The sequence below is a fragment of the Cypionkella sp. genome (assembly GCF_036782355.1).
Classification (GTDB): Bacteria; Pseudomonadota; Alphaproteobacteria; order Rhodobacterales; family Rhodobacteraceae; genus Cypionkella.
This window is the reverse complement of sequence record NZ_DAIPZF010000043.1, coordinates 1-24,918: the sequence shown is the minus strand read 5'-3', so window position 1 is coordinate 24,918 and position 24,918 is coordinate 1. Positions and strand designations below refer to the sequence as shown.

Genomic DNA, 24,918 nt, shown 5'->3' with positions numbered 1-24,918 from the left:
TTGCCCCGCTTGTGACGTTGCCAAACCGCAAGCGCCTTTCGGCGGCCTTACAATGTTGTAACCCTGGATTTTTGGCGCCTGAGCCCGCTAGATCTGCGCCAGCGTCAATCGCACCAGCAAGCCCGGCGCGGCATCCTCTAGCTCAAGCGCTGCGCTGTGCAGATCGGCCACGGCTTTGACCAGTGACAGGCCAAGACCCGAGCCCTGCGTGGTGCGGCTTTTCTCAAGCCGGTAGAGCCTGCGCAGAACCAAATCGCGCTCGGATTCTGGAATGCCGGGGCCGGTATCTGCGACGCTGGCCACCACCCGGCCTTGCGAGCTTGTGACAGCGCAAAAGACCTGCGTGCCCGCGGGGCAATGCCGGATGGCGTTTTCGATCAGATTGGCGAAGGCCTGCGTCAGCAGCTCTTTATCGCCCCAAATCCTCGCAAGCCCTCCGGTCTGACAGTGCAACGCCATGCCCGCGTCGGCTGCGACCTCGGCATAGATCTCGGCCAGATTGGTCATTACCGCCGCGAGATCGACGGGCGCAAAATGGTCGCGCCGCGCGCCGCCTTCGATCTGCGCGATGCGCAGCAGGGCTGAAAAGGTCTGATTGATCGTCTCGCATTCGCCAAGCGCTGCGGCAAGATCATCCTCCACCGCCCGCCCCGCAGCGGCCTTGTCGGCGGCGGTTTCAATGCGGATGCGCAGCCGGTTCAAGGGGGTGCGAAGTTCGTGGGCGACATCGGCGCTGACTTGGCGCATCGCCTCGACAAGGCTGGCAAGCCGCGCAAGGCTGGCGTTGATCGCAATCGAGATTTTGTCCAGATCGTCGCCACGCCCTGTCACCGGCAGGCGCGCGGTCAGATCGCCCTGCGCCATCCGCGCCATTGCGGCCTCGGCCCCTGACAGCTGCCGCTGCACCCGCATGGCAAGATAGGCTCCCAGCGCAAAGGTGGCGATCAGCGCAATCAGTGCGGCCCAGCCAAAGGCGTTCAAGACGATCTCTTGCAGATCATCCAGATCGGCGTTGCTCAGGCCCACAGTCAGATCATAGCCCCCTGCCTGACCTGAAAACATCCGATAGGGATAATCCGTCACGATGCCAAGCTGCGCCGCAGGCAGGGTGGACCAGCCCGCAGGCAGGGCTGCGGCTGCGATATTGCCGGTCAGAATTTTGCCGCTTGCATCGCGCAACTGGTAAAGCGTGGCATGATCGGGGCTGGCGTTGATGCGGGTGGTGATTGCCTCGATCAGATCGACCTCATCGCCTTGCAGGCTGGTCTGCTTCAGGGCCGCGAAAATCTCGGTCACTCGGGCATCTTGGCGCGCAGTCAGCTGCGCGTGCAACAGCCCATAGCCAATGCCGCTTGCCAGCATCAGGGTGGCCAGACTGAACAAGGTTACCCCAAGCGCCAGCCTGAAAGAACTGTGGCGCCAAAGCTCAGCGAGGCGCATGGATCGAATAGCCCATATTCTTCACCGTATGCAAAAGTGCCACCTCGAAGGGTTTGTCGATCTTGGCGCGCAGCCGGCTGATATGGGTTTCCACCACCGAGGTTTTCGGGTCGAAATGGAAATCCCAAACCCGTTCCAGCAACATGGTGCGCGTCACCACCCGGCCTTCGTTGCGCATCAAGACCTCAAGCAGGGTGAATTCCTTGGGCAAAAGCTCGATCGACTGGCCGCCCCGCGTGGCCCGCCTGCGCATCAAATCCAAGTCCAGATCGGCAATGCGCAGCGTGGTTTTCACCTCTTGCAGCACCGGACGGCGCGCCAAAGCATTGACCCGCGCCAGCAGCTCGGCAAAGGCAAAGGGCTTGGTCAGATAATCATCGCCGCCCGCCTCTAGCCCCTCGACGCGGTCATCAATGCCGCCAAGCGCTGTCAAAAACAGCACCGGCGTCTTGCGCCCCGCCGCGCGCAGCGCCCGCACCAAGGAAAGACCATCCAGCCCCGGCAACATGCGATCAACCACCAGCACATCATAGCTTTCCCGCGTGGCCTGAAACAGGCCATCCGTGCCCTCTGACAAGACATCGCAGATATGGCCCTGCTCGGTCAGCCCGCGCGCGACATAATCGGCGGCCGAGGTGTCATCTTCGATCAGCAAAATACGCATGGGCCGCTTTCATTCAGGTCTGTGCCAGCAACGCTAGGGCTTTGGTCTAACACAAAGCTCTCGGCCACCATACAAATCTGTAATCCGAGCGAAAGTCACCCGTATGCTGGCCAGATTACAGACGCGACGCAGGCCGATGTGGACCTGTTTGCGGAGCTTTATCATGAAACAAATCTTACTTGCGACCGCCCTGATCGCGCTGCCCGTTGCAGCCTTTACCGGAGCGAATATTTTTCTTGCCAAGGCCAGTGTCAGCACCACCGCTGCGGCAGGGCTTGGCGATATGACGCCATTTGCCACCATCATTGCTGATGTGCAGACAGCCGCAGCCAAGGGCGATCCCGCCGCGGCCAAGGCCCGCGTTAAGGATTTCGAGATTGCATGGGATGACAATGCCAAAGGCCTGCGCCCGATAGATCCCGCAGCTTGGGATCTGATCGACAGCGCCGCAGATGCAGCTCTGCGCGCGCTGCGTACGGCGACCCCCGATGCCGCCACAATCACCCAAACACTGGCCGCGCTGCAAACCTCACTTTCAGCCGCCTCGGTGCAAAAATGACCCAAACGATGGATAGACCCACCCCGAACCGCGTGCCTGAAGTCACGCTTGATTTCTGGCTGATCAAGCTGATGGCGGTGACCATGGGCGAAACGGCGGCCGATTATCTGGCGGTCAACCTTGGCTTTGGCCTGACCGCGACATCGTTGATCATGGCCGCCATCTTGGTCGCCGCGCTGGTCTTGCAGTTTGGCCAAAGGGCCTATGTGCCTTGGTCCTATTGGCTGTCTGTGGTGCTGATCAGCATCGTCGGCACCTTGATCACTGACAATCTGGTCGATACCTTTCATGTCTCGCTGATAACGGCCACGCTTGGGTTCAGTCTTGCATTAGCGGCCACTTTTGCGCTGTGGTTTGTCAGTGAAAAGACGCTGTCGATCCATAAGGTCTTCAGCTTTCGGCGCGAGGCGTTTTACTGGCTGGCGATCTTATTCACCTTTGCGCTGGGCACCGCTGCGGGCGATATGGTGGCCGAACTGTTCGGGCTGGGCTATCTTGCGACGGGGATTTTATTTGGCATGATCATCGCCTCTTTGGGGCTTGGCTATGCCTTTTTGGGCTTGGACCCGATCCTTGGGTTTTGGCTGGCCTATATCCTGACCCGCCCGTTGGGTGCCTCTTTTGGCGATTTGTTGTCGCAACCCCACCAATACGGTGGCATGGGTCTGGGCACCATCATCACCAGCGCGTTGTTTCTAGCGGCCATTATCGGCATCGTCACTTATATGAGCGTGACCAGAGCCGCTAAATCGCAGCCAAGTCTTTAGGCAGACCTGCGTCAGCAGCTTTGGTTCAGGCAGATAACAGCCAGAGTAAGCTTAGGACTTCGCCCGATGCAGCACGCTGGCCACAAGGATGCAAATGCAGCCTATCAGCAGCAGGGCTGACGCAAGCAGCGGCTCTAGAGCGGCAAGTTTGACCAGCGCTGTTATTGCACAGACCAGCCCAAGCACTTGCAGCGCAAGCCGGCTGTCATCAACAAAGAGTGCCAGAAGTTCGGCCAAGATCGCGCGGAGCAGGGTCATCACAGGCTCCGCGCTTTTGGGGTGGCTCTGCGCGCAAGGCTGACGGTGCCTGCCGAGACCGCCACAAGGCTTGCGAGGATATAAAGCAAGGCAAGATCAGCGCCTGGCCAATCGGCACCCAGCCCCTCTCCCAGCCAGAAAACGCCAAAGGCCGTCAGCATCAGGCCGACCGCGAATTTCAGCGTGTTCTCCGGGATTTGAGTTAGCGGCCTGTGCAGAATGGCTCCGACACAGACCACCAAAATCACAGCAGCCAATGCGCCAAGACCGGCGTAAAGTGTCAATCCTCGTGCTGTGCCAACTGCGATGACGATAAACACCACCTCGACGCCTTCCAGCAGCACCGCTTTAAAGGCAGCCAGGCCGGCAAGATAATCGGCGCGACGCTCGGCGGCTTGACGGGTCAACAGGTCTGTCTCTTTGGCAAAGGCCATAGCCTCGTCATGCAAAGCAATCACTCCGGCCGCACGCAAAATCGCTTTGCGCAGCCAGCGCATGCCGAACATCAGCAACAAAACGCCAACGACAAATTGCATCAGATGTATCGGAATCAGGGCGATCAGCGGACCAAAGATCACGACCAGCCCCACCAAGAGCGCCAGCGCCAAACCGGCCCCGATCAAGGCCGGTTTCCAGCTTCGGGTGATGCCGACGGCCAAAACGATGGTGAAAGCTTCGACAACCTCGACCAAAGATCCAAGGAAGGCGGCGGTGACAGTCGAGCTTAGGGCGGTGAATGTGGGCATCGATCGTTCCTTGTCGGCACGGCTTTATCATAGTCGATCCTGGCCTGAAGACAAAGCTGTTACCCGTAAACCAATCGCCGCTGCCAAGTCGTTTGTGTTGCCCACCGCCTGCGGGTTCCCCCGTCTGGCGATAAAATCAGCTTTTCAGCGGTAAATGACGGCTCTGAAGCCTTGGCCAGGGCGGAAAGCCTGCGAAGTTGGACGGCTTGCGTTGACCGCCGCGTCGCTGGGGTCTACTTCCTTTGCAACTTTGCAAGAACGGAACATGATGTGGCGATCCACCTTTACAAGAATGACCTGCCCGAGGGGCTGAAGTTTGGCGCGGTTGTGGCGATTGACACCGAGACGATGGGCCTGAACCCAAAGCGGGATCGTTTGTGTTTGGTGCAACTGTCGTCGGGCGACGGCAATGCGCATCTGGTGCAAATCGCCAAGGGCCAAACCTCGGCCCCAAACCTTGAGCGCTTGCTGACGGATCCTGCGGTGATCAAGCTGTTTCACTATGGCCGCTTTGACATTGCCGCGATGAAACAGGCCTTTGGCGTGACCACCGCGCCGGTTTGGTGCACCAAGATCGCGGGCAAGCTGGTGCGCACCTTTACCGATCGGCACGGGTTGAAGAATTTGCTGACCGAACTGGTTGGTGTCGATGTCTCCAAGCAGCAGCAAACCTCGGATTGGGGGGCAAAGGTGCTGACCGAGGCGCAGAAAGACTATGCGGCGTCGGATGTGTTGTATCTGCACCGGCTGAAAGCCGCGCTTGAACCGATTTTGATCCGCGAAGATCGTATGGATCTGGCGCAGCGGTGTTTTGATTTTCTGCCAACCCGCGCCGAGTTGGATTTGTTGGGATGGGATGAGCCGCATGACCTCTTCCACCACTGAAGCCGCCTTTCTGGCCGTTGGCCGCCGCGTGATCAGCCGCGAGGCCGAGGCGCTGGCGCTGTTGTCGGCGGGGCTGGGGCCAAGCTTTGCCCAAGCGGCGACGCTGATCATGGCGGCCACGGGGCGGATTATCGTCTCGGGCATGGGGAAATCGGGTCATGTGGCGCGCAAGATCGCGGCGACTTTGGCCAGCACCGGTACGCCTGCGCATTTCGTGCATCCCGCCGAGGCCAGCCACGGCGATTTGGGCATGCTGACCAAGGGCGATGTGGCGCTGGTGCTGTCGAACTCTGGCGAGACGCCAGAACTGGCCGATATCGTCGCCCATACCCGGCGCTTTGGCATCCCCTTGATTGCGGTGGCCAGTCAGCGCGACAGCACCTTGGCACGTCAGGCCGATGTGGCGATCATCCTGCCGCAAGCCGCCGAGGCCTGCGACACCGGCATTGTGCCCACCACCTCGACCACAATGACCTTGGCGCTGGGCGATGCTTTGGCGATTGCGCTGATGGAGCATCGCGCCTTTACGCCCGAACATTTCCGGCTGTTCCATCCCGGCGGCAAGCTGGGGGCCAAGCTGTTGAAGGTGCGCGATCTGATGCACAGCGATCTGCCGCTGGTCAGCAGCGATTGCCCGATGACAGAGGCGCTTTTGGTGATCAGCCAAAAGGGATTTGGCGTTGTTGGCGTGACCGAGGCCGACCGCTTGGTTGGTATCATCACTGATGGCGATTTGCGGCGGCATATGGAGGGGCTGCTTGGCCTGACCGCGGGGGCTGTGATGACGCGCGGCCCGCGCAGCGTGGCGCCTGATGCCTTGGCGGAACTGGCGGTTGCGATGATGAATGATGGCAAGATCACCTGTCTGTTTGTCGCCGACCCGCAGCAGGCGGGTGTCGCGCTGGGCATCGTGCATATTCATGATTGCCTGCGCGCTGGGGTGATCTGATGGCGCGTGCGGCAAGCGACAATCTGCATTCGCGACTGGTGAGCGTGCTGAAACTTGTGCTGCCTTTACTGGCCTTGGCACTGCTGTCGACGCTGTTCTTGGTCTCGCGCAAGATCGACCCCGAGGCCGCGATTCCCTATGCGACGGTCGATGTTGCTGATCGTTTGCGTGACCCAAAGATGACGGATGCCGGTTTTGCTTCGGTGGCCGCAGATGGCTCTACCATCGCCCTGACCGCAGCGCAGGCGCGGCCAAATTCGACGGGGGGTACGATGCATGAGGTCTTCGGCACCCTGACCACGCCTGCGGGTGCCGCCACCCAGTTGACGGCGGCAGAGGCCTTGCTGAACTCTGCACAGAACCTTTTGGTTCTGAGTGGTGGCACCAAACTGCAATCCTGGGCGGGCTATCTGGTCTTGTCGCCAGGGTTGGATGTCGCCACTGATCTGACGCGCGTCGAAAGCACGGGGCCGATTACCGCAACCGGTCCAATCGGCGATTTAAGCGCCGAAACTATGGTATTATCGCAACCCGTTGCAGGCGCGTCCTATCTTCTGGTTTTCAAAGGCAAGGTGCGGCTGATATACAGGCCGCAAGAGTGATAGGATTGTCTATGTTGATCAGGACATGTGTTCAGACTGCTGCATTTGCCCTGATCCTCTCGGGCAGCGCCTTTGCGCAAACCACACAAGTCAGTTTTGGCGGTATCAAATCGGATACGTCGTTGCCGGTTGAGATGGTCTCGGACTCGCTGACGATAAACCAAGCCGATGCCACCGCACTGTTTTCTGGCGATGCCGTTGTCACTCAGGGCGAGATGAAGCTTTCGGCCAATACGCTTTTTGTTGAATACTCTCAGCTAGATAAAGCGATTGAAACCATCACAGCCGATGGTCAGGTGCTTTTGGTCAATGCCAGCGATGCGGTGGAAGCCGATCATGCGGTCTATACCGTGGCGACGGGGCTGGTGGTCTTGACGGGCAATGTTCTGATGACCCAAGGGCCCTCAGCGATTTCGGCGCAGTCGATGGTGATTGATCTGACCACGGGCACCGGCCAGATGGAAGGGCGCGTGACGACGACCTTTGTGCCCGGAAAGAAAAAGTAATGTCCGACCCAAACGCTCTTGAAGGCGATTTTGGCCTGTCGATCCGGCATATCCGCAAAAGTTACAAGCGGCGCATGGTGATCCGTGATGTCTCGCTTGAGTTGCGGCGTGGCGAGGTTGTGGCGCTGCTGGGCCCCAACGGCTCGGGCAAGACCACGACGTTTTACACCATCGCAGGGCTTGTCACCCCCGAAAGCGGCCAGGTTTTGATCGATGGGCGCGATGTGACCACGCTGCCGATGTACCGCCGCGCCCGTTTGGGGATTGGCTATTTGCCGCAAGAAGTCTCAATCTTTCGGGGCCTTTCGGTGGAAGATAATATCCTTGCCGTGCTGGAAATTCGTGAGCCAGACCGTCACAAACGCCGCGAGCGGTTGGAGGCCTTGCTGTCAGAGTTTTCGATCACCCATCTGCGGCGCGCTGCGGCCCTGTCCCTGTCAGGAGGCGAGCGGCGTCGGGTCGAGATCGCGCGCTGCCTGGCGGCTGATCCGAAATATCTGCTGCTGGACGAACCCTTTGCCGGTGTCGATCCGATTGCGGTGGGGGAAATCCGCCAGCTTGTGCATGATCTAAAATCGCGCGGCATTGGTGTGTTGATCACCGATCACAACGTGCGTGAAACCCTAGATATCGTCGATCGCGCCTATATTTTACACGATGGTGTGGTGCTGAAAACAGGAACCGCCGCCGAGATCGTCGAAGACGAAATGGTGCGCCGCGTCTATTTGGGCGAAAATTTCCGGATCAATTGAAACATTCGTGTGACGACAGTTGACAAGAGGCCTAACGCGTCCCCAAATATAAAGGATGCGAGCCAAATGCGCCTTGCCCCTTCAGACCCAAGCGGCCACACCAAGGCCCCGCGACCGAAGACGGTTGGTCTCGCTAACACTCTCTAAATCAATACAAGTCAACCTTTCCGTGTCTTACGGAAGGCAATGACTTTTGCGCAAAAGGAGGCATTATGCGCTATCAGATCACTGGAAAACAAATCGACATCGGTGAAGCCCTTCAGACCCATGTGAAGTCTGAACTTGGCGAAGTCGTCGAAAAATATGCCCAGCGTCCGACGGATGCCGTGGTGATCTTTTCCAAATCCGCACATGAGTTTGTGTGCGAATCTGTCGTGCACCTTTCCACCGGCCTAAGTGCTTCGGCCAAGGGTCATGCGACCGAGATTTATGCCGCTTTCGAATCCTGCCGCGAGAAGATGGACAAGCAGTTGCGGCGCTATAAGCGGCGGATCCGCAACCATCACCACAATCGTCCGGGCCCTGTTGAGTTCGGCGGCGGCGCGTCCTATATCATCGCTCCTAGTGAGGAACCCGAAGACGACGATAACGGCGGCATCGAACCCATCATCATCGCAGAGATGGAAGCCAAAATCCCGCACATTACGGTGGGCGAGGCAGTGATGCAGTTGGAACTGTCGGCGCAGAAATTTCTGGTATTTCGCAACGAAGGACATGCGGGCGTGAATGTTGTTTACCGTCGTGAAGATGGCAATATCGGCTGGATCGACCCGCGCAACACCAATTAAATCCCTGCAAGGGTAAAGAGTACGCCGGATGGATCTATCGAAACTTCTTGTTCCTGAAGCCGTAAAGGTTTTCGGCCAAACTCCCGCAAAAAAGCGGCTCTTCCAAGAGTTGGGAGAGCTGGCTTATCAAGCCTATGGCCTCAGCTCGGCCTATGTGTTTGACGGGTTGCAGGAACGGGAAAGTCTGGGTCCAACCGGCGTTGGTAATGGCATCGCGCTGCCCCACGCGCGGCTGGAAGGCATTGAGCGGATTTTTGGCGTCTTTATCCGCCTTGAACGGCCGCTCGATTACGAAAGCGTTGATCGTCAGCCGGTTGACCTGATCTTTGGGCTGTTTGCGCCCAAGGATTCGGGGGTTGATCACCTTAAGGCGCTGGCCTTGGTTTCGCGCACCATGCGCGATGCCAATGTTTGCGCCAAGCTGCGGGCAAATGCAGACGCGGGCAAGTTGCATGCGATTCTGACCGAGGCGCGCACGCCGCAGGCCGCGGCCTAGGCCCAGGGTTTGAAGCCAAAGCCGATGTAATCGCGGCTATAGGCCGCTTGCGCCGCCTCTTCCAGATCGGGCCCATAGAGCTTGGCCAGATCATAGGGGCCGTTTAGCTTAATCTGCGGCGGCGGTGACAGCGGGATGCCAACATCGGCCGTCAGATAGGCCAAGCCCTCGGCCAGCCGGTCCTCGCGGATCAGCATATCGGGGCTTTGCACCTGCGAAAACCCGTGAATCAGCGCGCTTTGGGTGGCAAATGCGGGCAAAATCCGCAACTCGGTCCGCCCTGCCAGCATGTATTTTGCCAGTTCAAGGAACACCAGAAAGCCGTGACGAAACTCTGCCTCGGTTTCAAAGCCCTTGCCCTTGGGCGGCAAGATAAACTTATGCACACGCTTCAGATAGGGTCGCAACTCGGGCATGAAATCGCGGGCCAGCAGGTCGCAATAGGCCGAATAGGCCCGCGCCAAAGGATGCCTGACCACGGTAAAGCTGCGTTGCCCCGGATTGCCAGCTTTCCATTTGCGCAGACTGTTGCGATCAAAATCCTGAACCAAGGCGCCATAGGTTTGCAGCCATTTTTTGATCGGCGACTCTGGTGCGGCCTTGATCGGCATGAACAGCAAAGGCGCCCCCTCCGAGGCAACATATTGCGGCACCATGCCCTGACGGCGCGGCTCGAAATTGGGGGCAAAACTTTGGTCGAACCAATCGAGGGTCGCCAAGCCTTGGCGCATTTCCTGCGGGTTCGAAACCTTTTCTTCAATTGGTTCCGGATTTTGCTTTTTAAAGCGGAAATCCAGTGTCTTAAGCCGCGATTCGACGCCAAGAAACGCGGCAAGACCATTCAGCACATCCAGATCGCGCACATCTTCATAATCAATATAAAAGGCGGTTTGGCCGGTCACCTGCAAGCGATTCACGATGCGGGTTTGAAACAGATGCAGCGCCGCCGTACGTTCGGTGAATTCGGCCAGATCAAAGCGTGGCCGCACGGTTTTCAGATGTTTGGTATTGGCCAGCCACCACTGATCGCTTTCCATCGCGATTTTCCAGCTGATGAAGCTTTCCAACTGGTTACGGGTCAGGATGATTTTGGCGCAGGCCTTGTCTTGCATCACCAGATCAAAAACCCTTGGGTCGTGATCGGAGAAATAGCGAAAGCCTGCCAGCCCCTTGGTTTGCGCCCGCATCGCCCGCAAAAAGCCGGCGGGATCGGCGTCGCGGCCGACCATATCAATGCCGAACATCTCTTGCTTGCCTTCGCCACCAATCAGATAGGGGTTAAACGACTCGCCGTGGCAGCTGACGCCCTCCAAAGCATTAAGATTGGCTTCCAAAAAGTTGGAGCCAGTGCGCATTTCGGCCAGCACCACAAAAGACGTAAATTGAGACACGTTATTTCACCAGATAGGGGCGCCCGCGACGCGCATGAAGCGGGCGTGGATCGTCGCCCGTTGGAAAATCGCCCATCAAGGCCGGTTGCATGCCTTGATTGCGCAGGTTTTGCAGGAATTGGCCAAAGCCGGACAAATCCGCCAAGCGTGGCGCCTCGGTCAGCCGTCGCATCGCGCGCGGGCTGATTTCATCGACAATATTTTGCAAGGGTTCCATCGGGTTTTCAACAAATTCGGCCAGCGTCCATGTTCGCACGCGTGCCTTGACCCAAGGTTTGCGCAGCTCGTTCAGAAAATGCGCTTCGATCTTTTGTAGGCGGGCGGCCTCTCTGCGGATATCCGAGAAATTCCGGTTCGAGTGAAACATTGGAATCGCCCAAGCCCCTGAAATAATTGAGATCTGCGCATTAGGATCGCCGGCCATGAAGTAGATCAGCGTCTGATTGTCCTGTGGCCCGAACTGAAAACATTGCCGCTCGCCGCGGGTGTTCCAGATCAGATTTGTCAAAAAGCTGGTTGGATTATAGTCGCGTGTCGCTGTGCTGTTGCAGATCGCGCCGTTGTAAATCTTTTCGCCGCCCGCAAAATTCACCGCATCGGGGGCGAAAATATGGCCATGCACACGGGTGCCCGTGGCCTTGCCAAGCCAGACTTCAAAGTTTTCAAACAGATCTGAAAACCCTTCGAACATGGAATAGGGCGCAGCAGTGCGGCCGTTTTCCCAGTTTTCATTCGGATGCCGCGATTGCATGTAAAGCCCCGGCCGCCCCTTGGTCCGCCGCTCGACCGCCTTGGCAAACAGCCTGTCGATCTTGCCGGGATTTGGCTCTGCAATTGCCTGCGCCCCTGGCTCATTGCCCATAAAGCTTTGGTACAGCCGATCGGCATGTGGCCAGATTTTGCGCGCTACAAAGCAATCCGAGCGCCGCAGCAACTGCAAATGGTCATCATAAAAGATATGTGGCTTGCCCTGAAAATCGAACTTGGACAGCGTCAGAGACCGGCTTTCAACCGAGTCGGAGACCTGCCGCACCATGGTCTGGAAATAGCTTTCATCTGGAATCCAGACGCGGCTGAAATAGCTGTCAATCTCGGCGCGATCAGGGTTTTCCAGAATCGCGCTGAGGGTTTGACGGGTTAGGCACCACCATTGGCTGCCAAGATGCGGCATGATGCCCTTCGGGATCTGCCTGCGAAAGCCCAAGCGCCGCTGCAAGCGCACATAGCCGTCAAACAACCGCCTTTGCTTACGCCAGCTGAAGGGAAAGCGCAGGGTAAACCGCTCTAGATCCAAGCCGCCGATGGTCCAGCCGACGTCTTCGGTGGTCACGGATTCAATGAAATTGGTGCGTGGGCGCTCGCTCAGATAGGCAATGAGCTCCTCGACCGGACGCAACGGCAAACAAGAGCCAGAGGCCAGATAAACATGCCGCACCGTCGGAAAATCCTGCAACATGATCATCGAGGCTTCTTGCGTTGCCGCAACGATTCCCCAGGTGCCCCACTCACAGGCATGCCGGCCCGAAAAGCGGATATTCTCAAGATCAGCAAGCGATTTTACCAGCGCGTCATATTTCGCCACCGCCACGCGGCGATCGACATGGATCACCACAGGGCAGTTACGGATCGCCCAGTGGCGCGCCACCTCTGACGCGCGCTCTAGCGCGGTATGACACAGCATGACAAAGCCAATCGTCATGCCCAGTTTCCCTTTGACATCAGGCCCAGAATTTCCAGCTGACGCCAGTTGATGTATTTCTCGCTCCACTTGCACCACAGATCGGGCTGCGTGCTGACTCCCGCACGATAGGCGCGGTATTCGTGGCTGTTGGCGTAATGTTGGCGCCGCTGCATCTCTTCCTCGGCTTTAAGTGCAAAGGTGTCGAGGAATTTGGCGTGCAGCAAACAGCCCGAAGCCTTTTCGCCGCCCCATTCGTCATAGGTTAGGTTCAAGCCGCGCGGCAGCAACATATGGGTCGAACTGACATAGGTGTAAGCGCGATCCCATTTCACCAAGGGGATTTTATTCAGGGCAGGTGCGCGCTCTGGCATGTCTTGAAAGAACATCCGCATGCGCGGGCCGCCCTGAATCCACAAGTTGCCGAATTTGTAATTCCGCTGCACCACATAGTTGCCACTGTCAAAGTAGGGCGCAAGATCAAAGGGGTCTTGGCCTTCCTGATAGGGCGTCAGATCAAACGGGCCCTTGGGGTACATGTCGAGCAGCATGGCGGAAAAGGATTTGATCGAGCTTGCATCCAGCCAATCTGTCAGAGCCCGCAGCGGCCGCGTGTCGCTGAAGGGGTAAACGAAAAACTCGTCAGGATCGACGACCAAGGTCCAATGGCCGTGACCATATTTCGATTGCAGCCAGTTCAACCAATCCGCCCCAAAACGCGACCGCTTATAACTGGCTTTGGTTGTCCACAGCGACACATCGGGTTGGGCGGCAAGATATTCACGGCTGCCATCGTCGCTGTTATTATCGACGATCAGAAAATGGCTGATGCCCAAAGACCGATAATAGCGCAGGAAAAACGGCAGACGCACCCGCTCATTTCGCAGGGTCGAGAACAGCAAGATCTGCTCGGGCTTAATCGCCTTGGTGCGGTTCACAACGCTTTGCAACTCTCGCCGTTTGCGAAAGGCACGGAACCGCCAGCGCTTGCGCGCCAAACGCAGCATATATTGCGAAAAAATGCCCAAGGCCTACCTTTTTATCCTCGTTGATGCCTAACCTTAAGCGAGTGTAGTAAACACAAGGTTGAAGTGCCCCCGCCAAGTCGGTGGGTTTATTTGAGTATGATATATATGCTTATGCGCCGCAAGATAACCTATTGTTTCGCGCCAGGCATAAATATCGGTGGGATCAAGCAGAATTGCCGAGGTGGGCGCGATCTCTTGAAAGACGGTAATATCCGAAAGCACCAGCGGCGTGCCCTGTGCAGCGGCCTCGAAGGCGGGGATGCCAAAGCCTTCGGCCAAACTGGGAAACAGCAAGGCCCGTGCGCCCGAAAGCAGGGTGGAAATCTGGCCGTCCCTTAGTCCGGTCAGCAGTTGCACCGGCCCATCTTTTGGCAAAGCGTCAAGCCGTGCCAGCAGATCGGCGCTGGCCCAACCGCGAGTGCCGGCAAGATAAAGCTGCGGCACCGGCTGCGGCAGCTCTTGCCAGATATCCAGTAAAAGCGCGTGATTCTTGCGCGGCTCGATGGTGCCGAGACACAGAAAATAGGGCTGACTTGGGGTAAAGGTCAGCGGCTCTGGCGGAGCAGGCACGACGCCCAGCGGTGCTACCACCGCGTTAGGCACCCGACCAAAGCGCGCAAAATGCACTTCGGCCTGCCGGCGGGCGTCTTGCGTGCTGAAAATCACCAGATCGGCCAAGGCCGAGACCGCCTGCATCGCCTGGCGAAACCGCTCTGGCGTGTCGGGGCGGCAAAGCGTGGGATGGTCCAGCGGAATCGTGTCATGAACCAACACCACAAGGCCGACCGTGGCCTTGGCGATGCGGCGCAACGTGCTTTGATCGAGGTTGGCATGGCCGGTGTTGAAATAAATGGCACCGCGCGGCAGCTTGGCCCGCAACATCGCTGCCAGCCGATGCGGCAGGCAGCGCGCCACCGCCAGACCTCGAAGACCCGTCTCGGCACGGGCGCGGGCGGGATCTTTGCGCCAAGCCAAGCGGCTGGCGAAATCTGCGAAGCCAAGATCAACGCTTTGATCGCGCAGGGCTATAAGGCCCTCGCGGTCAAGCAGTAAAAATCCCAAAGCCGTGCGCACAAGCCCAAAGACGGCTGGGCTTTGCGCCAGAAATTCTGCCAGATAGGCCTGTTCAACCCGATCAATGCCTGTCTGTGGTCCCTTGCCCAGCCGCGACACCAGCCGCGTCACATCCAGCAGGCGCGCAAAAGTCATGGGTGTTACTGAGCAGCCTGCTGCAAGGCCATCAGATCGGTCAGATATTCGCCAAACTCATCGCGCAGATCTGGCCGCGCCAAAGCAAAGGCCACGGTTGCCTGCAAAAAGCCCGCCTTAGATCCGCAATCATAGCGCTGACCCCGAAAGCGATAGCCAAAGACATTGCCGCTTTTGGCCTCTTCGGCGATGGCGTCGGTCAGCTGAATCTCGCCCCCCGCGCCCTGCTTGAGTTTGTTAAGATTGGTCAAGACTTTCGGCGACAGAATATAGCGGCCGATCACGGCAAGGTTCGAAGGCGCTTCTTCGGCCGTGGGTTTTTCGACCATGCCTTTGACCCGCACGATCGCACCCAGATCTTCCTCGATGTCCAAAACCCCGTAAGACGAGGCCCTGGCCGGAGCCACCTCCATCGCGGCGACCATATTGCCGCCTGTCTGTTCGTAAGCCTCGATCATCTGCTGCAAACAGGGTTTTTCTGATGCGATCACATCATCGGGCAGAAGAACCGCGAAAGGTTCGTCGCCAATCAGACGGCGCGCGCACCAAACGGCATGGCCCAAGCCCATCGGCCGGTTCTGCCGCAGATAGGCAATCGCCCCCGAGTCCATATTGGTTTCTTTCAGAATCTCGAGCAAGGCGTCTTTGCCGGCTTTGCGCAGTGTGCTTTCAAGCTCGGGGGAATGATCGAAATAATCCTCAAGCGCCGATTTCCCGCGCGAGGTAACAAAGATGAATTCCTTAATGCCTGCCGCGCGCGCCTCGTCGATTGCATATTGAATAAGCGGACGATCGACCAAAGTCATAATCTCTTTCGGGATAGATTTTGTCGCGGGTAAAAAACGTGTTCCCAGCCCTGCCACGGGAAAAACTGCTTTGGTAACTTTTTTAATTTTCATCTGCCTTTGCCTTTAATCAGCTGCGTTACTTTTGCGATCAAAGCGCGCAGGGGTGTATAGACCACAGAGCAATTAATCTTTTGTAACGCTACAATGCCACACGTTTAGCATAGCCTTTGGCGCTTGGATACCAAAGGGGAAAAAACACCGGCAGAGGTTGTTTACCTTAAAAATAAGCTAATTTATGGGCCGAAATGCGGCGAAACGCGCTGTTTCTTGCAAAATGCGGTTCTGAAAACTGCTAAAGACAAGGCGAGGTCCATCGCGCGTGCTGCGGCCAAAGAGGCCCCCAGTTTGCAGCCAAAACCCCTCTGGTTGAAACCGCATCTGATGCGGTCGCGCTGTGGGCGACAGGCAGATCACCGTTGTTACTCGGCTTTGCGCGCTGTGCTTTGCCGCATTCATCAAAGCGCTTTTCTGCCAAAAGCGGCCGCACAAAACGCTACCTTTGCTTGGCCCAAAGCTGGGAAAATTAAGAAAGCCGGTCTTGGGCTGGACAAGTGGGGCCAGCGGGGAAAGAGGTTCTGTGCAGCCCGCGGCCCAGCCTTTGGCCATCGACAGCAGCAAATCGGTTTCTGCCCGTGCATTCAGCCTGCCTGTGCGGCGGTGCTGGCTCAGACGCTGGGCCTCGCGATGCGACAATTGCCGCAAGCCCATTGCCAGATCGGGCGCAGGCTGATGTCGGCGCAGAAACAGCGCGGTGCTGGCGGCGATGTCAAACAGGCTAAGCGGCACACGGTTGGCGGCGCGGCGGGCGCTTGCTTCAAAGCCGTGATGCACCTGCGCTTCGGGCACGATGGCGGTCAGGCCAAGACCCGCCATGCGCAGATTGACATCGGCCTCGTCTAGATAGAACCGAAAGCTGGGGTCAAAGCCGCCAATGGCGCGCAGGGTATCGGCGCGAAAGGCGCAATTGGTGCCTTGGGTTTTCACCGCAAGCTGCGGCGTGCCTGCGCGTAGGGTCAGGGCGTCAATCTGCAAGGCATGGTCTTGGGCATCCGCCCCGATCTCGCAGGCCTTCCATTGATAGGAAATGCCATTGCGACCGCGCACATAGCCGGTCGAGGCGATCACCCGCGCATCAGAAAACGGCGCGACAAGCCGCGACAGCCATGTTGGTTCGGCCACCGCATCATCGTCGATAAAGGCCACAACCGCCCCCGCCGCTTGGGCAAGCCCTGCATTGCGCGCGGCGCTGATATTGGCCTGATCAAAGGCCACAAGCTTGATCGGTTTGGCCAGAGCGGCAACCTCGGCTGCGGCCTGCGGATCGGCGACGACGATCACCTCGAAATCGGTGTGATCCTGCTGCGTAAGCCCCAAAAGACAGCGCTGTAGGGCCGCCGGTCTGTGGCGGCTTACAACAATCACGCTGATCTGGGTGGCGGTCATGCCGTGGCGGCCAACATCGCTTCGATCATCGCCACATCGCTTGGGTTGTTCAGCTCCCAAAACTGGCGACCCTTTGCCTGCACCTCGACACAAAGCAGGCGGCGGCCGTTTTCCAAGAACCGCAACTGTTCGAGCCCTTCAAGCCGTTCAAGCGGACCGATCGGCCACGAGGGGTAGGCCGCCAGCGCGCTGGGCCGATAGGCATAGACGCCAACATGGTGAAACACCGGCGTCGGATCGGCGTCAGCATAGGGCTGGGCGGTAAAGGGGATCACTTCCTTGGAGAAATAAAGCCCGTGCATCTGCGCATCAAAAACCGCCGTGGTGCCGCCCACACGCCCGGCGCGACGATCTGCCAGCAGGCCGTTCAGGGCGCGGCCATCGCAGCGCAGAACCGGCGTTGCGATTTCGGCCGCTGCATCAGCGGCCAGCCCTGCGATCAGGTCTTCGACAAACCAATGCGGCGTAAGTGGCGCGTCGCCTTGCAGGTTCACCACCATATCAAAGCCGGTCAGCTGCGCCGCCACCTCGGCGCACCGCTCGGTGCCGTTTTGCGCGCTGCCCGAGGTCATCACCACCTCGGCGCCAAAGGCTTGGGCGTGGTCGCGAATGCGCGCGTCATCGGTCGCCACCACCACGCGATCGGCGCTGCGCACTTGCATCGCGGCCTCCCAACTGCGGCGGATCAGGGTCTTTTCACCATCAGGCCCGCGCAGGCTGACCAAAGGTTTTCCGGGATAGCGGCTGCTGGCATAGCGGGCGGGGATGGCGATCAGAACGCTCATTTTTTCAACTCAACCCCTGCGGCCAGCGCGATGAAAAACGGATTGTCCCAGCCAGATTTGCCGTAAGCCAGCGGGCTGTGGTCGTCAAAGCGCACCACATGGCCGCCCGCCCCGCGCAGCACGGCATCGCCTGCGGCGGTGTCCCATTCCATGGTGCGGCCAAGGCGGGGGTAAAGATCAGCCTCGCCGGTGGCGATCAGGCAGAACTTGAGGCTGGATCCGGCGCTGGTCATATCTTTGACCGCGTATTTGCTGATGTAATCATCGGTTGCCGCATCGCGATGCGATTTCGAGGCCACCACCATCAGTGCCGCATTATCAGGGGTCGAGACCCGCAAAGGCGTCACGGGGCCAGCGAGGGCTTTATCAAACGCGCCGGTTTCTTCAACCGCAGTGCCATCGGCTTGGGTATAGAACAGACGGCCTTTGTCGGGCGCATAGACCACCCCGCGCAGAGGCACGCCATTTTCAACATAGGCGATGTTCACGGTGAAATCGCCGCGCCGCTGCACGAACTCTTTGGTGCCATCCAGCGGATCGACGATCAGAAAGGTCGAGGCCGTCAGCGCATGGCTGTCGGCTTGCTCTTCGGTGATCAGGGTTACATCCGGAAAGGCGGCACGCAGACCGGCAGAAATCAGCGCATCGGCTGCCTCATCGGCTTCGGTGACAGGGCTGGCATCAGATTTTGATTTTACGTCGAAATCGGGCCCGTGATAGACTTCAAGGATACGATCGCCTGCTTCTAATGCAAGACGGCGGATCACGGGTATAAGGACGTCAAAATTCATGGTCTCTCCTATCGGTCGCCGTCGGGCTTTTGCCATACAACTGCCGCCTTGTTGATTAATACTTACGCTGCCCTTATCCTGTTTTGGCAAGGGAACAGCAAGATTTTCGATCTATAAAGACCCAAGTCGAAGAGTGAGATGCGGTTAAATGTTTCGTCCAGTTACCAAGAAAACACCTTTTGCGACAACCATGGCTCTGTTGGAGCTGATTTTTCACGCCTCGATCAGAAATATCCGAAAAAGCAGCGGCAATGCTGTCTTGGGGCTGGTGATGAATATCATTCAGTCCTTGGTTATGGTTGGCGTGATGATTGTGATGTTCAATCTTTTGGGCATGCGTGGTTCGGCAGTGCGGGGTGATTTCACTTTGTACATCATGTCGGGTGTGTTTAATTTTGCCACCCATTCCAAGTCTTTGATGGCCGTATCCAAATCTGATGGCCCGACATCGGCGATGATGCAGCACTCGCCGATGAACACCATCGTGGCGATCTGTTCCTCGGCGCTCAGTGCGCTGTATCTTCAGACGCTTTCGGCGTTTTGCATCCTGTTTTTCTATCACACGCTGATGAATCGGATCACGATCTATGATCCCGTCGGGGTTTTTGGTATGTTTTTGCTGGCTTGGGCCTCGGGGATTGGTGTTGGCATGATCTTTAAGGCGGCAACGCCTTGGCAACCCGAAGCTTTTGGCATTGTGACCACGCTTTATGCGCGGGCAAATATGATCTTTTCCGGCAAGATGTTTTTGGGAAATTCGTTGTCCGAGCGCATGCTTTATATGTATTCTTGGAACCCGCTGTTTCACTGCATTGATCAGACGCGCGGCTATATGTTTGAAAATTATAGCCCGCGCAACAGCTCGCTGGAATATCCGCTTGTGATGACCTTTGTGTTGATTGTGATCGGTTTGATGGCGGAAAACTTTACCAAGAAACACGCCTCGCTCAGCTGGGGTGCGCGCCGATAACGCCAAAGTTGTGCTGCAAGACCGGTCGAAAGCGCCAGAAAATCGCAGGCAGATAGAGTTTTCCTTAAATTCGGCATGCGATAACCGCGTGCCGGTGCTTGCAGGGACAAATCGACCTCCCTATATAACCCTGCGAAGCCGGATGCAGGCGGGTGCTTGCTCCGTGTCTCATGGGATCGGGACGGAATGCCTTAACGGGTTTCGCCCCTCAACATCGCCGAAAGAAAGGGACCACTCATGGCTAAAGTCATTGGTATTGACCTCGGGACGACCAACTCTTGCGTTGCCATCATGGACGGCTCGCAGCCCCGGATCATCGAAAATGCTGAAGGCGCGCGCACGACGCCGTCTATCGTTGCTTACACGGAAACCGAACGTCTGGTTGGCCAAGCCGCCAAGCGTCAGGCCGTGACCAACGCACAAAACACCGTCTTCGCGGTCAAGCGTTTGATCGGGCGTCGTCACGACGATCCGGTTATTCTGAAAGATCAGAAGAACATGCCGTATAAAATCGTCAACGGCGGCAATGGCGATGCTTGGGTCGAAGTGCGTGGTGAGAAATATTCGCCTGCTCAGGTCTCGGCTGTCATCCTGCAAAAGATGAAAGAAACCGCTGAATCCTATCTGGGCGAATCTGTCACCCAGGCCGTGATCACGGTTCCTGCCTATTTCAACGACGCTCAGCGTCAGGCCACCAAGGACGCGGGCAAGATTGCCGGTTTGGAAGTGCTGCGCATCATCAACGAGCCGACTGCGGCTGCGTTGGCTTATGGGCTTGACCGCAAAGAATCGAAAACCATCGCGGTTTATGACCTTGGCGGCGGCACCTTTGATATCACCATTCTGGAAATCGACGACGGTCTGTTCGAAGTGAAATCGACCAACGGCGACACCTTCCTTGGCGGTGAAGATTTCGACATGCGCATCGTGAATTTCTTGGCCGATGAGTTCAAGAAAGAGCATGGCGTTGACCTGTCGCTGGACAAGATGGCGCTTCAGCGTCTGAAAGAAGCGGCTGAAAAGGCCAAGATCGAACTGTCGTCCAGCCAGCAGACCGAAATCAACCAGCCGTTCATTTCGATGGATAAATCGACCGGCCAGCCGCTGCACTTGGTGGTCAAGCTGACCCGTGCCAAGCTGGAATCGCTGGTTGACGATCTGATCAAAAAGTCGATGAAGCCCTGCAAGGACGCGTTGAAAGACGCTGGCCTGTCGATGTCTGACATCGACGAAGTGGTGCTGGTGGGCGGTATGACCCGCATGCCACGCGTGATCGAAGAAGTGACCAAGTTCTTTGGCAAAGAGCCGCATAAGGGTGTGAACCCTGATGAGGTTGTGGCCGCTGGTGCCGCCATTCAGGCCGGCGTTTTGCAAGGCGACGTCAAAGATGTGGTTCTTCTGGACGTCACCCCGCTTTCGTTGGGCATCGAGACTTTGGGCGGCGTGTTTACCCGCCTGATTGATCGCAACACCACGATTCCAACCAAGAAGAGCCAGATCTTCTCGACCGCCGAAGACAACCAGAACGCCGTGACCATCCGTGTGTTCCAGGGCGAGCGGGAAATGGCTGCCGACAACAAGATGCTGGGCCAGTTCAATCTGGAAAACATCCCGCCAGCGCCGCGCGGCATGCCACAGATCGAAGTGACCTTCGACATCGACGCCAACGGCATTGTGTCGGTTAAGGCCAAAGACAAGGGCACCAACAAAGAGCAAGCGATCACCATTCAAGCCTCGGGCGGCCTGTCTGATGAGGATATCGAGAAAATGGTCAAAGACGCCGAGGCAAATGCCGAAGCCGATAAGGACCGTCGCGAGCTTGTCGAGGCCAAGAATCAGGGCGAGAGCCTGCTGCATTCGACCAAGAAATCGCTGGCCGAGCATTCCGATAAGGTCGATCCTTCGACCGTCGAAGTGATCGAATTTGCGATGGCGGCTTTGGAAGAAGCCCTGCCAAGCGACAGTGCAAGCAAGATCAAAGGCGCGATCCAGAACCTGACCGAAGCCGCAATGAAGCTGGGCGAGGCGATCTACAAAGCCAGCGCCGACGCGTCGGATGGCGACGATCAGGACGAGCAGCGCAGCGTGGATGACGAGATCATCGACGCTGACTTCGAGGATCTCGGCAACAACAAGCGGAAGTAAACCGCCGGGAATGATCTAGGGCGGCCGTCATGGCCGCCCTCTTTGTTCCAAGGAAAGGGTTTTGCAATGGCAAAGCGTGACTACTACGAGGTTCTTGGTGCCTCGCGTGGTGCCTCGGCGGAGGAATTGAAGAAGGCCTATCGGGTCAAAGCCAAAGAGCTGCACCCCGACCGGAATTCCGACAATCCAAATGCTGAAGCCCAGTTTAAAGAACTGAACGAAGCCTATGAGGTTATGAAGGACGCCGATAAAAAGGCGGCCTATGATCGTTATGGTCATGCGGCCTTTGAAGGTGGCATGGGCGGCGGCGGTCAGCGCGGCGGCTATGGCGGGCAGGGCGATTTTTCCTCGGCCTTCTCGGATGTCTTCGAAGATCTGTTCGGCGATTTCATGGGCGGCCGGGGGGGCGGTGGCAATGCCCGCAGTCGGGCGCAGCGTGGGTCTGACCTGCGCTATAACCTGCGCGTCAGCATGGAAGAGGCGTTTTCCGGCGTTCAGAAAACCATCAATGTGCCAACCGCGGTCACCTGTGACACTTGTCGCGGCACCGGAGCCGAAGGCGGGGCTGAACCCGTGGGCTGCCCCACCTGTTCGGGCATGGGCAAAGTCCGCGCCCAGCAAGGCTTTTTCACGGTTGAACGCACCTGCCCAACCTGTAGTGGTGCGGGTCAGATCGTTAAGAACCCCTGCAAATCCTGCCGTGGTCATGGCCGGATCGAAAAAGACCGCTCGCTTTCGGTGAATATTCCGGCAGGCGTCGAAACCGGCACCCGTATTCGGTTGGCGGGCGAAGGCGAGGCCGGCGCGCGCGGTGGACCTTCGGGCGATCTTTATATCTTTATCGAGATGAAAGAGCATGCGCTGTTCCAGCGCGATGGCGTGCATCTGTTCTGCCGCGTGCCGATCAGCATCGCGACCGCAGCCCTTGGCGGCGAGATCGAGGTTCCCACCATCGACGGCGGCAATTCGCGGGTCAAAGTGCCCAGCGGCTCGCAAACTGGCAAGCAAATGCGCCTGCGCGCCAAGGGCATGCCAGCGCTGCGCGGGGGTGGCCAAGGCGATATGGTGATCGAGCTTGCGGTGGAAACGCCGGTCAATCTGACCTCGCGTCAGAAAGAGATTCTGCGCGAATTCGACACGCTTGCGACCGACAACAACCCCGAAGGCTCGAGTTTCTTCACCAAGGTCAAAAGCTTTTGGGATGGAATGAAGGGCTAACAAAAGGGGCGGCAGAAAATGCCGCCCTTTTTCGATCACGGCGCCAATGTTTCAATCTGCTGGCGCATATGTGACGCAAGATGATTTGGAATTTAGCGGCAAATGCAGCATCCTCTGTCCAAATGCAGAGGAGCCTCAGATTTTGTTCAAACCCGATTATACCGCCGCAGATGTTACCCCCGAACATCTTTTCCTGAACCGCCGCCAGCTGATCGCCGGTGCCGCAGCCCTTGCCGCAGGTCCCGCTCTTGCCGCCGGCCCCTATTCCACCGACGAGACGCCCAACACCTATGAGGCGATCACCAGCTATAACAACTATTATGAATTCGGCTATGATAAGACCGATCCCGCGCAATACGCAGGCGCGCTGACCACCGATCCGTGGTCGATCAAGGTGGATGGTCTGGTCGACAATCCCGGCACCTATGCTTTGGCGGATCTTATCGGCGATATGCCGATCGAAGAGCGGATCTACCGCTTCCGCTGTGTCGAGGCTTGGTCGATGATCATTCCGTGGCAGGGCTTCCAGCTGTCGGCCTTGTTGAACAAGCTTGGGGTTCAGGCTGGCGCGAAATATGTCTCCTTTGAAACCTTGGTGCGCCCTTCGGAAATGCGTGGTCAAAACGGCGGCAGCATCCAATGGCCCTACCGCGAGGGGTTGCGGTTGGACGAGGCGATGCATCCTTTGGCCTTTATGGCGACGGGTCTGTACGGCAAACCGCTGCCGAATCAAAGCGGCGCGCCGATCCGGCTGGTGGTGCCGTGGAAATATGGCTTCAAATCCGCCAAGGCTTTGGTGCGCATCAGCCTGACCGAGACCCAGCCGGTGACAACGTGGAACACCTTGGCGGCGAATGAATACGGCTTTTACGCCAATGTGAACCCAGAGGTCGATCATCCGCGTTGGTCGCAAGCCACCGAGCGCCGCGTCGGCGGTGGTCTTTTTGCTGGCCGCATCGATACGCAGATGTTCAACGGTTACGGCGATCAGGTCGCCAGCCTTTATAGCGGTCAAGATCTGACCAAGGACTATTGATGCAAGACCTCATCAACAGGGCCGCGCGCAAGACCCCGACTTGGGTTTTCTATCTGGCCGCAATCGCCTTGGCGGTATGGACTGTCTATGGCGCGGTGCAGACCCCAGACCCGGCCAAAGTGCTGGAGCGTGATCTGGGCACGCGTGGGCTGCAAATCCTGATCGCCTCGCTTTGTATCACCCCGCTGCGGTGGGGCGGCATCAATTTGCTGAAATTTCGTAGGGCGCTGGGCTTGATGGCCTTTATGTTCATCACGCTGCATTTTTTGACTTGGTCGGTGCTGGATCTGGGGCTGCGCTGGTCGGTCATCCTGACTGACCTGACCAAGCGTCCCTATATCATCATCGGCTTTGCGGCTTTTGTCGCTTTGATCCCCTTGGCGTTTACATCGAATCTTTGGTCGATCAAACGCATGGGGGCGCAGCGCTGGAAGCAGCTTCACTGGCTGGTCTACCCAGCCGTTTTGGCTGGCGCGGTGCATTTCATCTTGATCGGCAAAGTCTACACGTTGGAATCAGCGCTTTATTTTGCTGTTGCGGCGGGTCTTTTGATTGCGCGCCGACTTAAATCTCGCAAAGCTGTGCTGCAAACAGCCTGAGTCGTAAGTTGGGATAGTGCGGCGGTGTAAGATTGTTGCGCAAAATGGGGGGAAATCAGGTCGAAGCTTCCGCTAACCAATCGATTTCATGGGAATATTCACAAAACTGTAAAAAAGTGGGTCTATAGGCGTTTTTTGCTATTGCGGGTTCTGTTGAGTTTGCCTAAACACCGCCTTACCGAAGCGAAACAGTGACGGTTACGAGCTTGGAAGACGCGGAAGCGGTTGGAATTGTTCGGAAAATCAGAAGATGCGGTTATCGATGAAGCGCTAAGAGATTAGCGCTCGTCGGAAATTTTGTCGGAAGATGGCTCTTTGACATTGATGGAATTGAAGGGATATGTGGGCGGTTTGGGCGCATCGGC

General features: G+C 57.6%; 26 protein-coding genes. 14 read left to right on the top strand and 12 right to left on the bottom strand.

Annotation, left to right across the window (positions count from 1 at the left end; translation table 11 throughout):
• Positions 1–87: 87 nt before the first annotated feature.
• Together V7Q10_RS13805 and V7Q10_RS13800 are read right to left on the bottom strand one after the other, a co-directional pair.
• Positions 88–1,383 carry a sensor histidine kinase gene (locus tag V7Q10_RS13805; protein ID WP_333869705.1) on the bottom strand — a complete coding sequence of 432 codons (1,296 nt, stop codon included), beginning with the start codon at positions 1,381–1,383 and terminating at the stop codon, positions 88–90.
• A gap of 43 nt (positions 1,384–1,426) precedes the next feature.
• A complete protein-coding gene (locus tag V7Q10_RS13800) occupies positions 1,427–2,104 on the bottom strand; it encodes a winged helix-turn-helix domain-containing protein (RefSeq protein WP_333869704.1) in 678 nt (225 codons plus the stop codon).
• 163 nt (positions 2,105–2,267) lie between these two features.
• Here V7Q10_RS13800 and V7Q10_RS13795 point away from each other — a divergent pair, with 163 nt between their 5' ends.
• Together V7Q10_RS13795 and V7Q10_RS13790 are read left to right on the top strand one after the other, a co-directional pair.
• Positions 2,268–2,663 carry a hypothetical protein gene (locus V7Q10_RS13795; RefSeq protein WP_333869703.1) on the top strand — a complete coding sequence of 132 codons (396 nt, stop codon included), beginning with the start codon at positions 2,268–2,270 and terminating at the stop codon, positions 2,661–2,663.
• A gap of 8 nt (positions 2,664–2,671) precedes the next feature.
• Positions 2,672–3,430: a COG4705 family protein gene (locus tag V7Q10_RS13790; RefSeq protein WP_333869702.1), complete on the top strand. Its 759-nt coding sequence runs from the start codon at positions 2,672–2,674 to the stop codon at positions 3,428–3,430.
• A gap of 51 nt (positions 3,431–3,481) precedes the next feature.
• On the opposite strand, the gene V7Q10_RS13785 is transcribed toward V7Q10_RS13790, so the two are convergent.
• Positions 3,482–3,688, bottom strand: a complete 207-nt coding sequence (locus V7Q10_RS13785) for a hypothetical protein (RefSeq protein ID WP_333869701.1) — start codon at positions 3,686–3,688, stop codon at positions 3,482–3,484.
• Entirely contained in the window at positions 3,688–4,434 is a 747-nt protein-coding gene (locus V7Q10_RS13780; protein ID WP_333869700.1) for a COG4280 domain-containing protein, read from the bottom strand. Before V7Q10_RS13780 ends, V7Q10_RS13785 begins: the two co-directional genes overlap by 1 nt.
• Positions 4,435–4,704: 270 nt before the next feature.
• Between V7Q10_RS13780 and V7Q10_RS13775 the strand changes: the two genes are divergently transcribed.
• The 7 genes from V7Q10_RS13775 (at position 4,705) to V7Q10_RS13745 (ending at position 9,412) form a co-directional block, all read left to right on the top strand.
• Positions 4,705–5,319 (top strand): ribonuclease D, encoded by a 615-nt coding sequence (locus V7Q10_RS13775; RefSeq protein ID WP_333869699.1) that lies wholly within the window; start codon positions 4,705–4,707, stop codon positions 5,317–5,319.
• Positions 5,300–6,268: a KpsF/GutQ family sugar-phosphate isomerase gene (locus V7Q10_RS13770; RefSeq protein ID WP_333869698.1), complete on the top strand. Its 969-nt coding sequence runs from the start codon at positions 5,300–5,302 to the stop codon at positions 6,266–6,268. The genes V7Q10_RS13775 and V7Q10_RS13770 overlap by 20 nt, the downstream gene beginning before the upstream one ends.
• Complete coding sequence (locus V7Q10_RS13765) at positions 6,268–6,870, top strand: hypothetical protein (protein ID WP_333869697.1); 603 nt, start codon at positions 6,268–6,270, stop codon at positions 6,868–6,870. Before V7Q10_RS13770 ends, V7Q10_RS13765 begins: the two co-directional genes overlap by 1 nt.
• Before the next feature lie 11 nt (positions 6,871–6,881).
• On the top strand, positions 6,882–7,376 hold the full coding sequence (locus tag V7Q10_RS13760; RefSeq protein WP_333869696.1) for an LptA/OstA family protein: 495 nt from the start codon (positions 6,882–6,884) through the stop codon (positions 7,374–7,376).
• Complete coding sequence (gene lptB, locus V7Q10_RS13755) at positions 7,376–8,128, top strand: LPS export ABC transporter ATP-binding protein (RefSeq protein ID WP_333869695.1); 753 nt, start codon at positions 7,376–7,378, stop codon at positions 8,126–8,128. The genes V7Q10_RS13760 and lptB overlap by 1 nt, the downstream gene beginning before the upstream one ends.
• Before the next feature lie 212 nt (positions 8,129–8,340).
• Positions 8,341–8,916: a ribosome hibernation-promoting factor, HPF/YfiA family gene (gene hpf, locus V7Q10_RS13750; RefSeq protein ID WP_333869694.1), complete on the top strand. Its 576-nt coding sequence runs from the start codon at positions 8,341–8,343 to the stop codon at positions 8,914–8,916.
• Between the two features lie 28 nt (positions 8,917–8,944).
• A complete protein-coding gene (locus V7Q10_RS13745; RefSeq protein ID WP_333869693.1) occupies positions 8,945–9,412 on the top strand; it encodes a PTS sugar transporter subunit IIA in 468 nt (155 codons plus the stop codon).
• On the opposite strand, the gene V7Q10_RS13740 is transcribed toward V7Q10_RS13745, so the two are convergent.
• From V7Q10_RS13740 to cysQ, 8 genes are all read right to left on the bottom strand, one after another.
• Entirely contained in the window at positions 9,409–10,803 is a 1,395-nt protein-coding gene (locus V7Q10_RS13740) for a nodulation protein NodH (protein ID WP_333869692.1), read from the bottom strand. The two genes, V7Q10_RS13745 and V7Q10_RS13740, sit on opposite strands and share 4 nt — an antisense overlap.
• A 1-nt stretch (position 10,804) precedes the next feature.
• Positions 10,805–12,502 (bottom strand): DUF5927 domain-containing protein, encoded by a 1,698-nt coding sequence (locus V7Q10_RS13735; RefSeq protein WP_333869691.1) that lies wholly within the window; start codon positions 12,500–12,502, stop codon positions 10,805–10,807.
• Positions 12,499–13,488 carry a glycosyltransferase family 2 protein gene (locus tag V7Q10_RS13730; RefSeq protein WP_442885877.1) on the bottom strand — a complete coding sequence of 330 codons (990 nt, stop codon included), beginning with the start codon at positions 13,486–13,488 and terminating at the stop codon, positions 12,499–12,501. The genes V7Q10_RS13735 and V7Q10_RS13730 overlap by 4 nt, the downstream gene beginning before the upstream one ends.
• Positions 13,489–13,542: 54 nt before the next feature.
• Positions 13,543–14,718: a glycosyltransferase family 4 protein gene (locus V7Q10_RS13725; RefSeq protein WP_333869689.1), complete on the bottom strand. Its 1,176-nt coding sequence runs from the start codon at positions 14,716–14,718 to the stop codon at positions 13,543–13,545.
• Between the two features lie 5 nt (positions 14,719–14,723).
• The gene (gene galU / locus V7Q10_RS13720; protein WP_333869688.1) at positions 14,724–15,617 is read right to left on the bottom strand and encodes a UTP--glucose-1-phosphate uridylyltransferase GalU; all 894 of its coding nucleotides are present in this window, start codon (positions 15,615–15,617) and stop codon (positions 14,724–14,726) included.
• Between the two features lie 177 nt (positions 15,618–15,794).
• Positions 15,795–17,009 (bottom strand): glycosyltransferase family 2 protein, encoded by a 1,215-nt coding sequence (locus V7Q10_RS13715; RefSeq protein ID WP_333869687.1) that lies wholly within the window; start codon positions 17,007–17,009, stop codon positions 15,795–15,797.
• Positions 17,006–17,794 carry a 3-deoxy-manno-octulosonate cytidylyltransferase family protein gene (locus V7Q10_RS13710; protein ID WP_333869686.1) on the bottom strand — a complete coding sequence of 263 codons (789 nt, stop codon included), beginning with the start codon at positions 17,792–17,794 and terminating at the stop codon, positions 17,006–17,008. The genes V7Q10_RS13715 and V7Q10_RS13710 overlap by 4 nt, the downstream gene beginning before the upstream one ends.
• Positions 17,791–18,585 carry a 3'(2'),5'-bisphosphate nucleotidase CysQ gene (gene cysQ, locus V7Q10_RS13705; RefSeq protein WP_333869685.1) on the bottom strand — a complete coding sequence of 265 codons (795 nt, stop codon included), beginning with the start codon at positions 18,583–18,585 and terminating at the stop codon, positions 17,791–17,793. The genes V7Q10_RS13710 and cysQ overlap by 4 nt, the downstream gene beginning before the upstream one ends.
• A 271-nt stretch (positions 18,586–18,856) precedes the next feature.
• On the opposite strand from cysQ, the gene V7Q10_RS13700 reads away from it, so the two are divergent.
• From V7Q10_RS13700 to V7Q10_RS13680, 5 genes are all read left to right on the top strand, one after another.
• Positions 18,857–19,555 carry an ABC transporter permease gene (locus V7Q10_RS13700; protein WP_333869684.1) on the top strand — a complete coding sequence of 233 codons (699 nt, stop codon included), beginning with the start codon at positions 18,857–18,859 and terminating at the stop codon, positions 19,553–19,555.
• Between the two features lie 237 nt (positions 19,556–19,792).
• Positions 19,793–21,700 (top strand): molecular chaperone DnaK, encoded by a 1,908-nt coding sequence (gene dnaK / locus V7Q10_RS13695; protein WP_333869683.1) that lies wholly within the window; start codon positions 19,793–19,795, stop codon positions 21,698–21,700.
• 66 nt (positions 21,701–21,766) lie between these two features.
• Positions 21,767–22,918: a molecular chaperone DnaJ gene (gene dnaJ, locus V7Q10_RS13690; RefSeq protein WP_333869682.1), complete on the top strand. Its 1,152-nt coding sequence runs from the start codon at positions 21,767–21,769 to the stop codon at positions 22,916–22,918.
• A gap of 139 nt (positions 22,919–23,057) precedes the next feature.
• Positions 23,058–23,954 carry a protein-methionine-sulfoxide reductase catalytic subunit MsrP gene (gene msrP / locus V7Q10_RS13685; protein ID WP_333869706.1) on the top strand — a complete coding sequence of 299 codons (897 nt, stop codon included), beginning with the start codon at positions 23,058–23,060 and terminating at the stop codon, positions 23,952–23,954.
• Positions 23,954–24,553, top strand: a complete 600-nt coding sequence (locus V7Q10_RS13680) for a sulfite oxidase heme-binding subunit YedZ (RefSeq protein WP_333869681.1) — start codon at positions 23,954–23,956, stop codon at positions 24,551–24,553. Before msrP ends, V7Q10_RS13680 begins: the two co-directional genes overlap by 1 nt.
• Positions 24,554–24,918 lie beyond the last annotated feature (365 nt).

What these genes read in the sequence shown, in the direction of transcription:
- V7Q10_RS13800 (WP_333869704.1), bottom strand. Translation starts at nt 2,104, where the DNA reads ATGCGTATTTTGCTGATCGAAGATGACACCTCGGCCGCCGATTATGTC.
- V7Q10_RS13795 (WP_333869703.1), top strand. Translation starts at nt 2,268, where the DNA reads ATGAAACAAATCTTACTTGCGACCGCCCTGATCGCGCTGCCCGTTGCA.
- V7Q10_RS13790 (WP_333869702.1), top strand. Translation starts at nt 2,672, where the DNA reads ATGGATAGACCCACCCCGAACCGCGTGCCTGAAGTCACGCTTGATTTC.
- V7Q10_RS13785 (WP_333869701.1), bottom strand. Translation starts at nt 3,688, where the DNA reads ATGACCCTGCTCCGCGCGATCTTGGCCGAACTTCTGGCACTCTTTGTT.
- V7Q10_RS13780 (WP_333869700.1), bottom strand. Translation starts at nt 4,434, where the DNA reads ATGCCCACATTCACCGCCCTAAGCTCGACTGTCACCGCCGCCTTCCTT.
- V7Q10_RS13770 (WP_333869698.1), top strand. Translation starts at nt 5,300, where the DNA reads ATGACCTCTTCCACCACTGAAGCCGCCTTTCTGGCCGTTGGCCGCCGC.
- V7Q10_RS13765 (WP_333869697.1), top strand. Translation starts at nt 6,268, where the DNA reads ATGGCGCGTGCGGCAAGCGACAATCTGCATTCGCGACTGGTGAGCGTG.
- V7Q10_RS13760 (WP_333869696.1), top strand. Translation starts at nt 6,882, where the DNA reads ATGTTGATCAGGACATGTGTTCAGACTGCTGCATTTGCCCTGATCCTC.
- lptB (WP_333869695.1), top strand. Translation starts at nt 7,376, where the DNA reads ATGTCCGACCCAAACGCTCTTGAAGGCGATTTTGGCCTGTCGATCCGG.
- hpf (WP_333869694.1), top strand. Translation starts at nt 8,341, where the DNA reads ATGCGCTATCAGATCACTGGAAAACAAATCGACATCGGTGAAGCCCTT.
- V7Q10_RS13745 (WP_333869693.1), top strand. Translation starts at nt 8,945, where the DNA reads ATGGATCTATCGAAACTTCTTGTTCCTGAAGCCGTAAAGGTTTTCGGC.
- V7Q10_RS13735 (WP_333869691.1), bottom strand. Translation starts at nt 12,502, where the DNA reads ATGACGATTGGCTTTGTCATGCTGTGTCATACCGCGCTAGAGCGCGCG.
- V7Q10_RS13730 (WP_442885877.1), bottom strand. Translation starts at nt 13,488, where the DNA reads ATGCTGCGTTTGGCGCGCAAGCGCTGGCGGTTCCGTGCCTTTCGCAAA.
- V7Q10_RS13725 (WP_333869689.1), bottom strand. Translation starts at nt 14,718, where the DNA reads ATGACTTTTGCGCGCCTGCTGGATGTGACGCGGCTGGTGTCGCGGCTG.
- galU (WP_333869688.1), bottom strand. Translation starts at nt 15,617, where the DNA reads ATGAAAATTAAAAAAGTTACCAAAGCAGTTTTTCCCGTGGCAGGGCTG.
- V7Q10_RS13715 (WP_333869687.1), bottom strand. Translation starts at nt 17,009, where the DNA reads ATGACCGCCACCCAGATCAGCGTGATTGTTGTAAGCCGCCACAGACCG.
- V7Q10_RS13710 (WP_333869686.1), bottom strand. Translation starts at nt 17,794, where the DNA reads ATGAGCGTTCTGATCGCCATCCCCGCCCGCTATGCCAGCAGCCGCTAT.
- cysQ (WP_333869685.1), bottom strand. Translation starts at nt 18,585, where the DNA reads ATGAATTTTGACGTCCTTATACCCGTGATCCGCCGTCTTGCATTAGAA.
- V7Q10_RS13700 (WP_333869684.1), top strand. Translation starts at nt 18,857, where the DNA reads ATGAATATCATTCAGTCCTTGGTTATGGTTGGCGTGATGATTGTGATG.
- dnaK (WP_333869683.1), top strand. Translation starts at nt 19,793, where the DNA reads ATGGCTAAAGTCATTGGTATTGACCTCGGGACGACCAACTCTTGCGTT.
- dnaJ (WP_333869682.1), top strand. Translation starts at nt 21,767, where the DNA reads ATGGCAAAGCGTGACTACTACGAGGTTCTTGGTGCCTCGCGTGGTGCC.
- V7Q10_RS13680 (WP_333869681.1), top strand. Translation starts at nt 23,954, where the DNA reads ATGCAAGACCTCATCAACAGGGCCGCGCGCAAGACCCCGACTTGGGTT.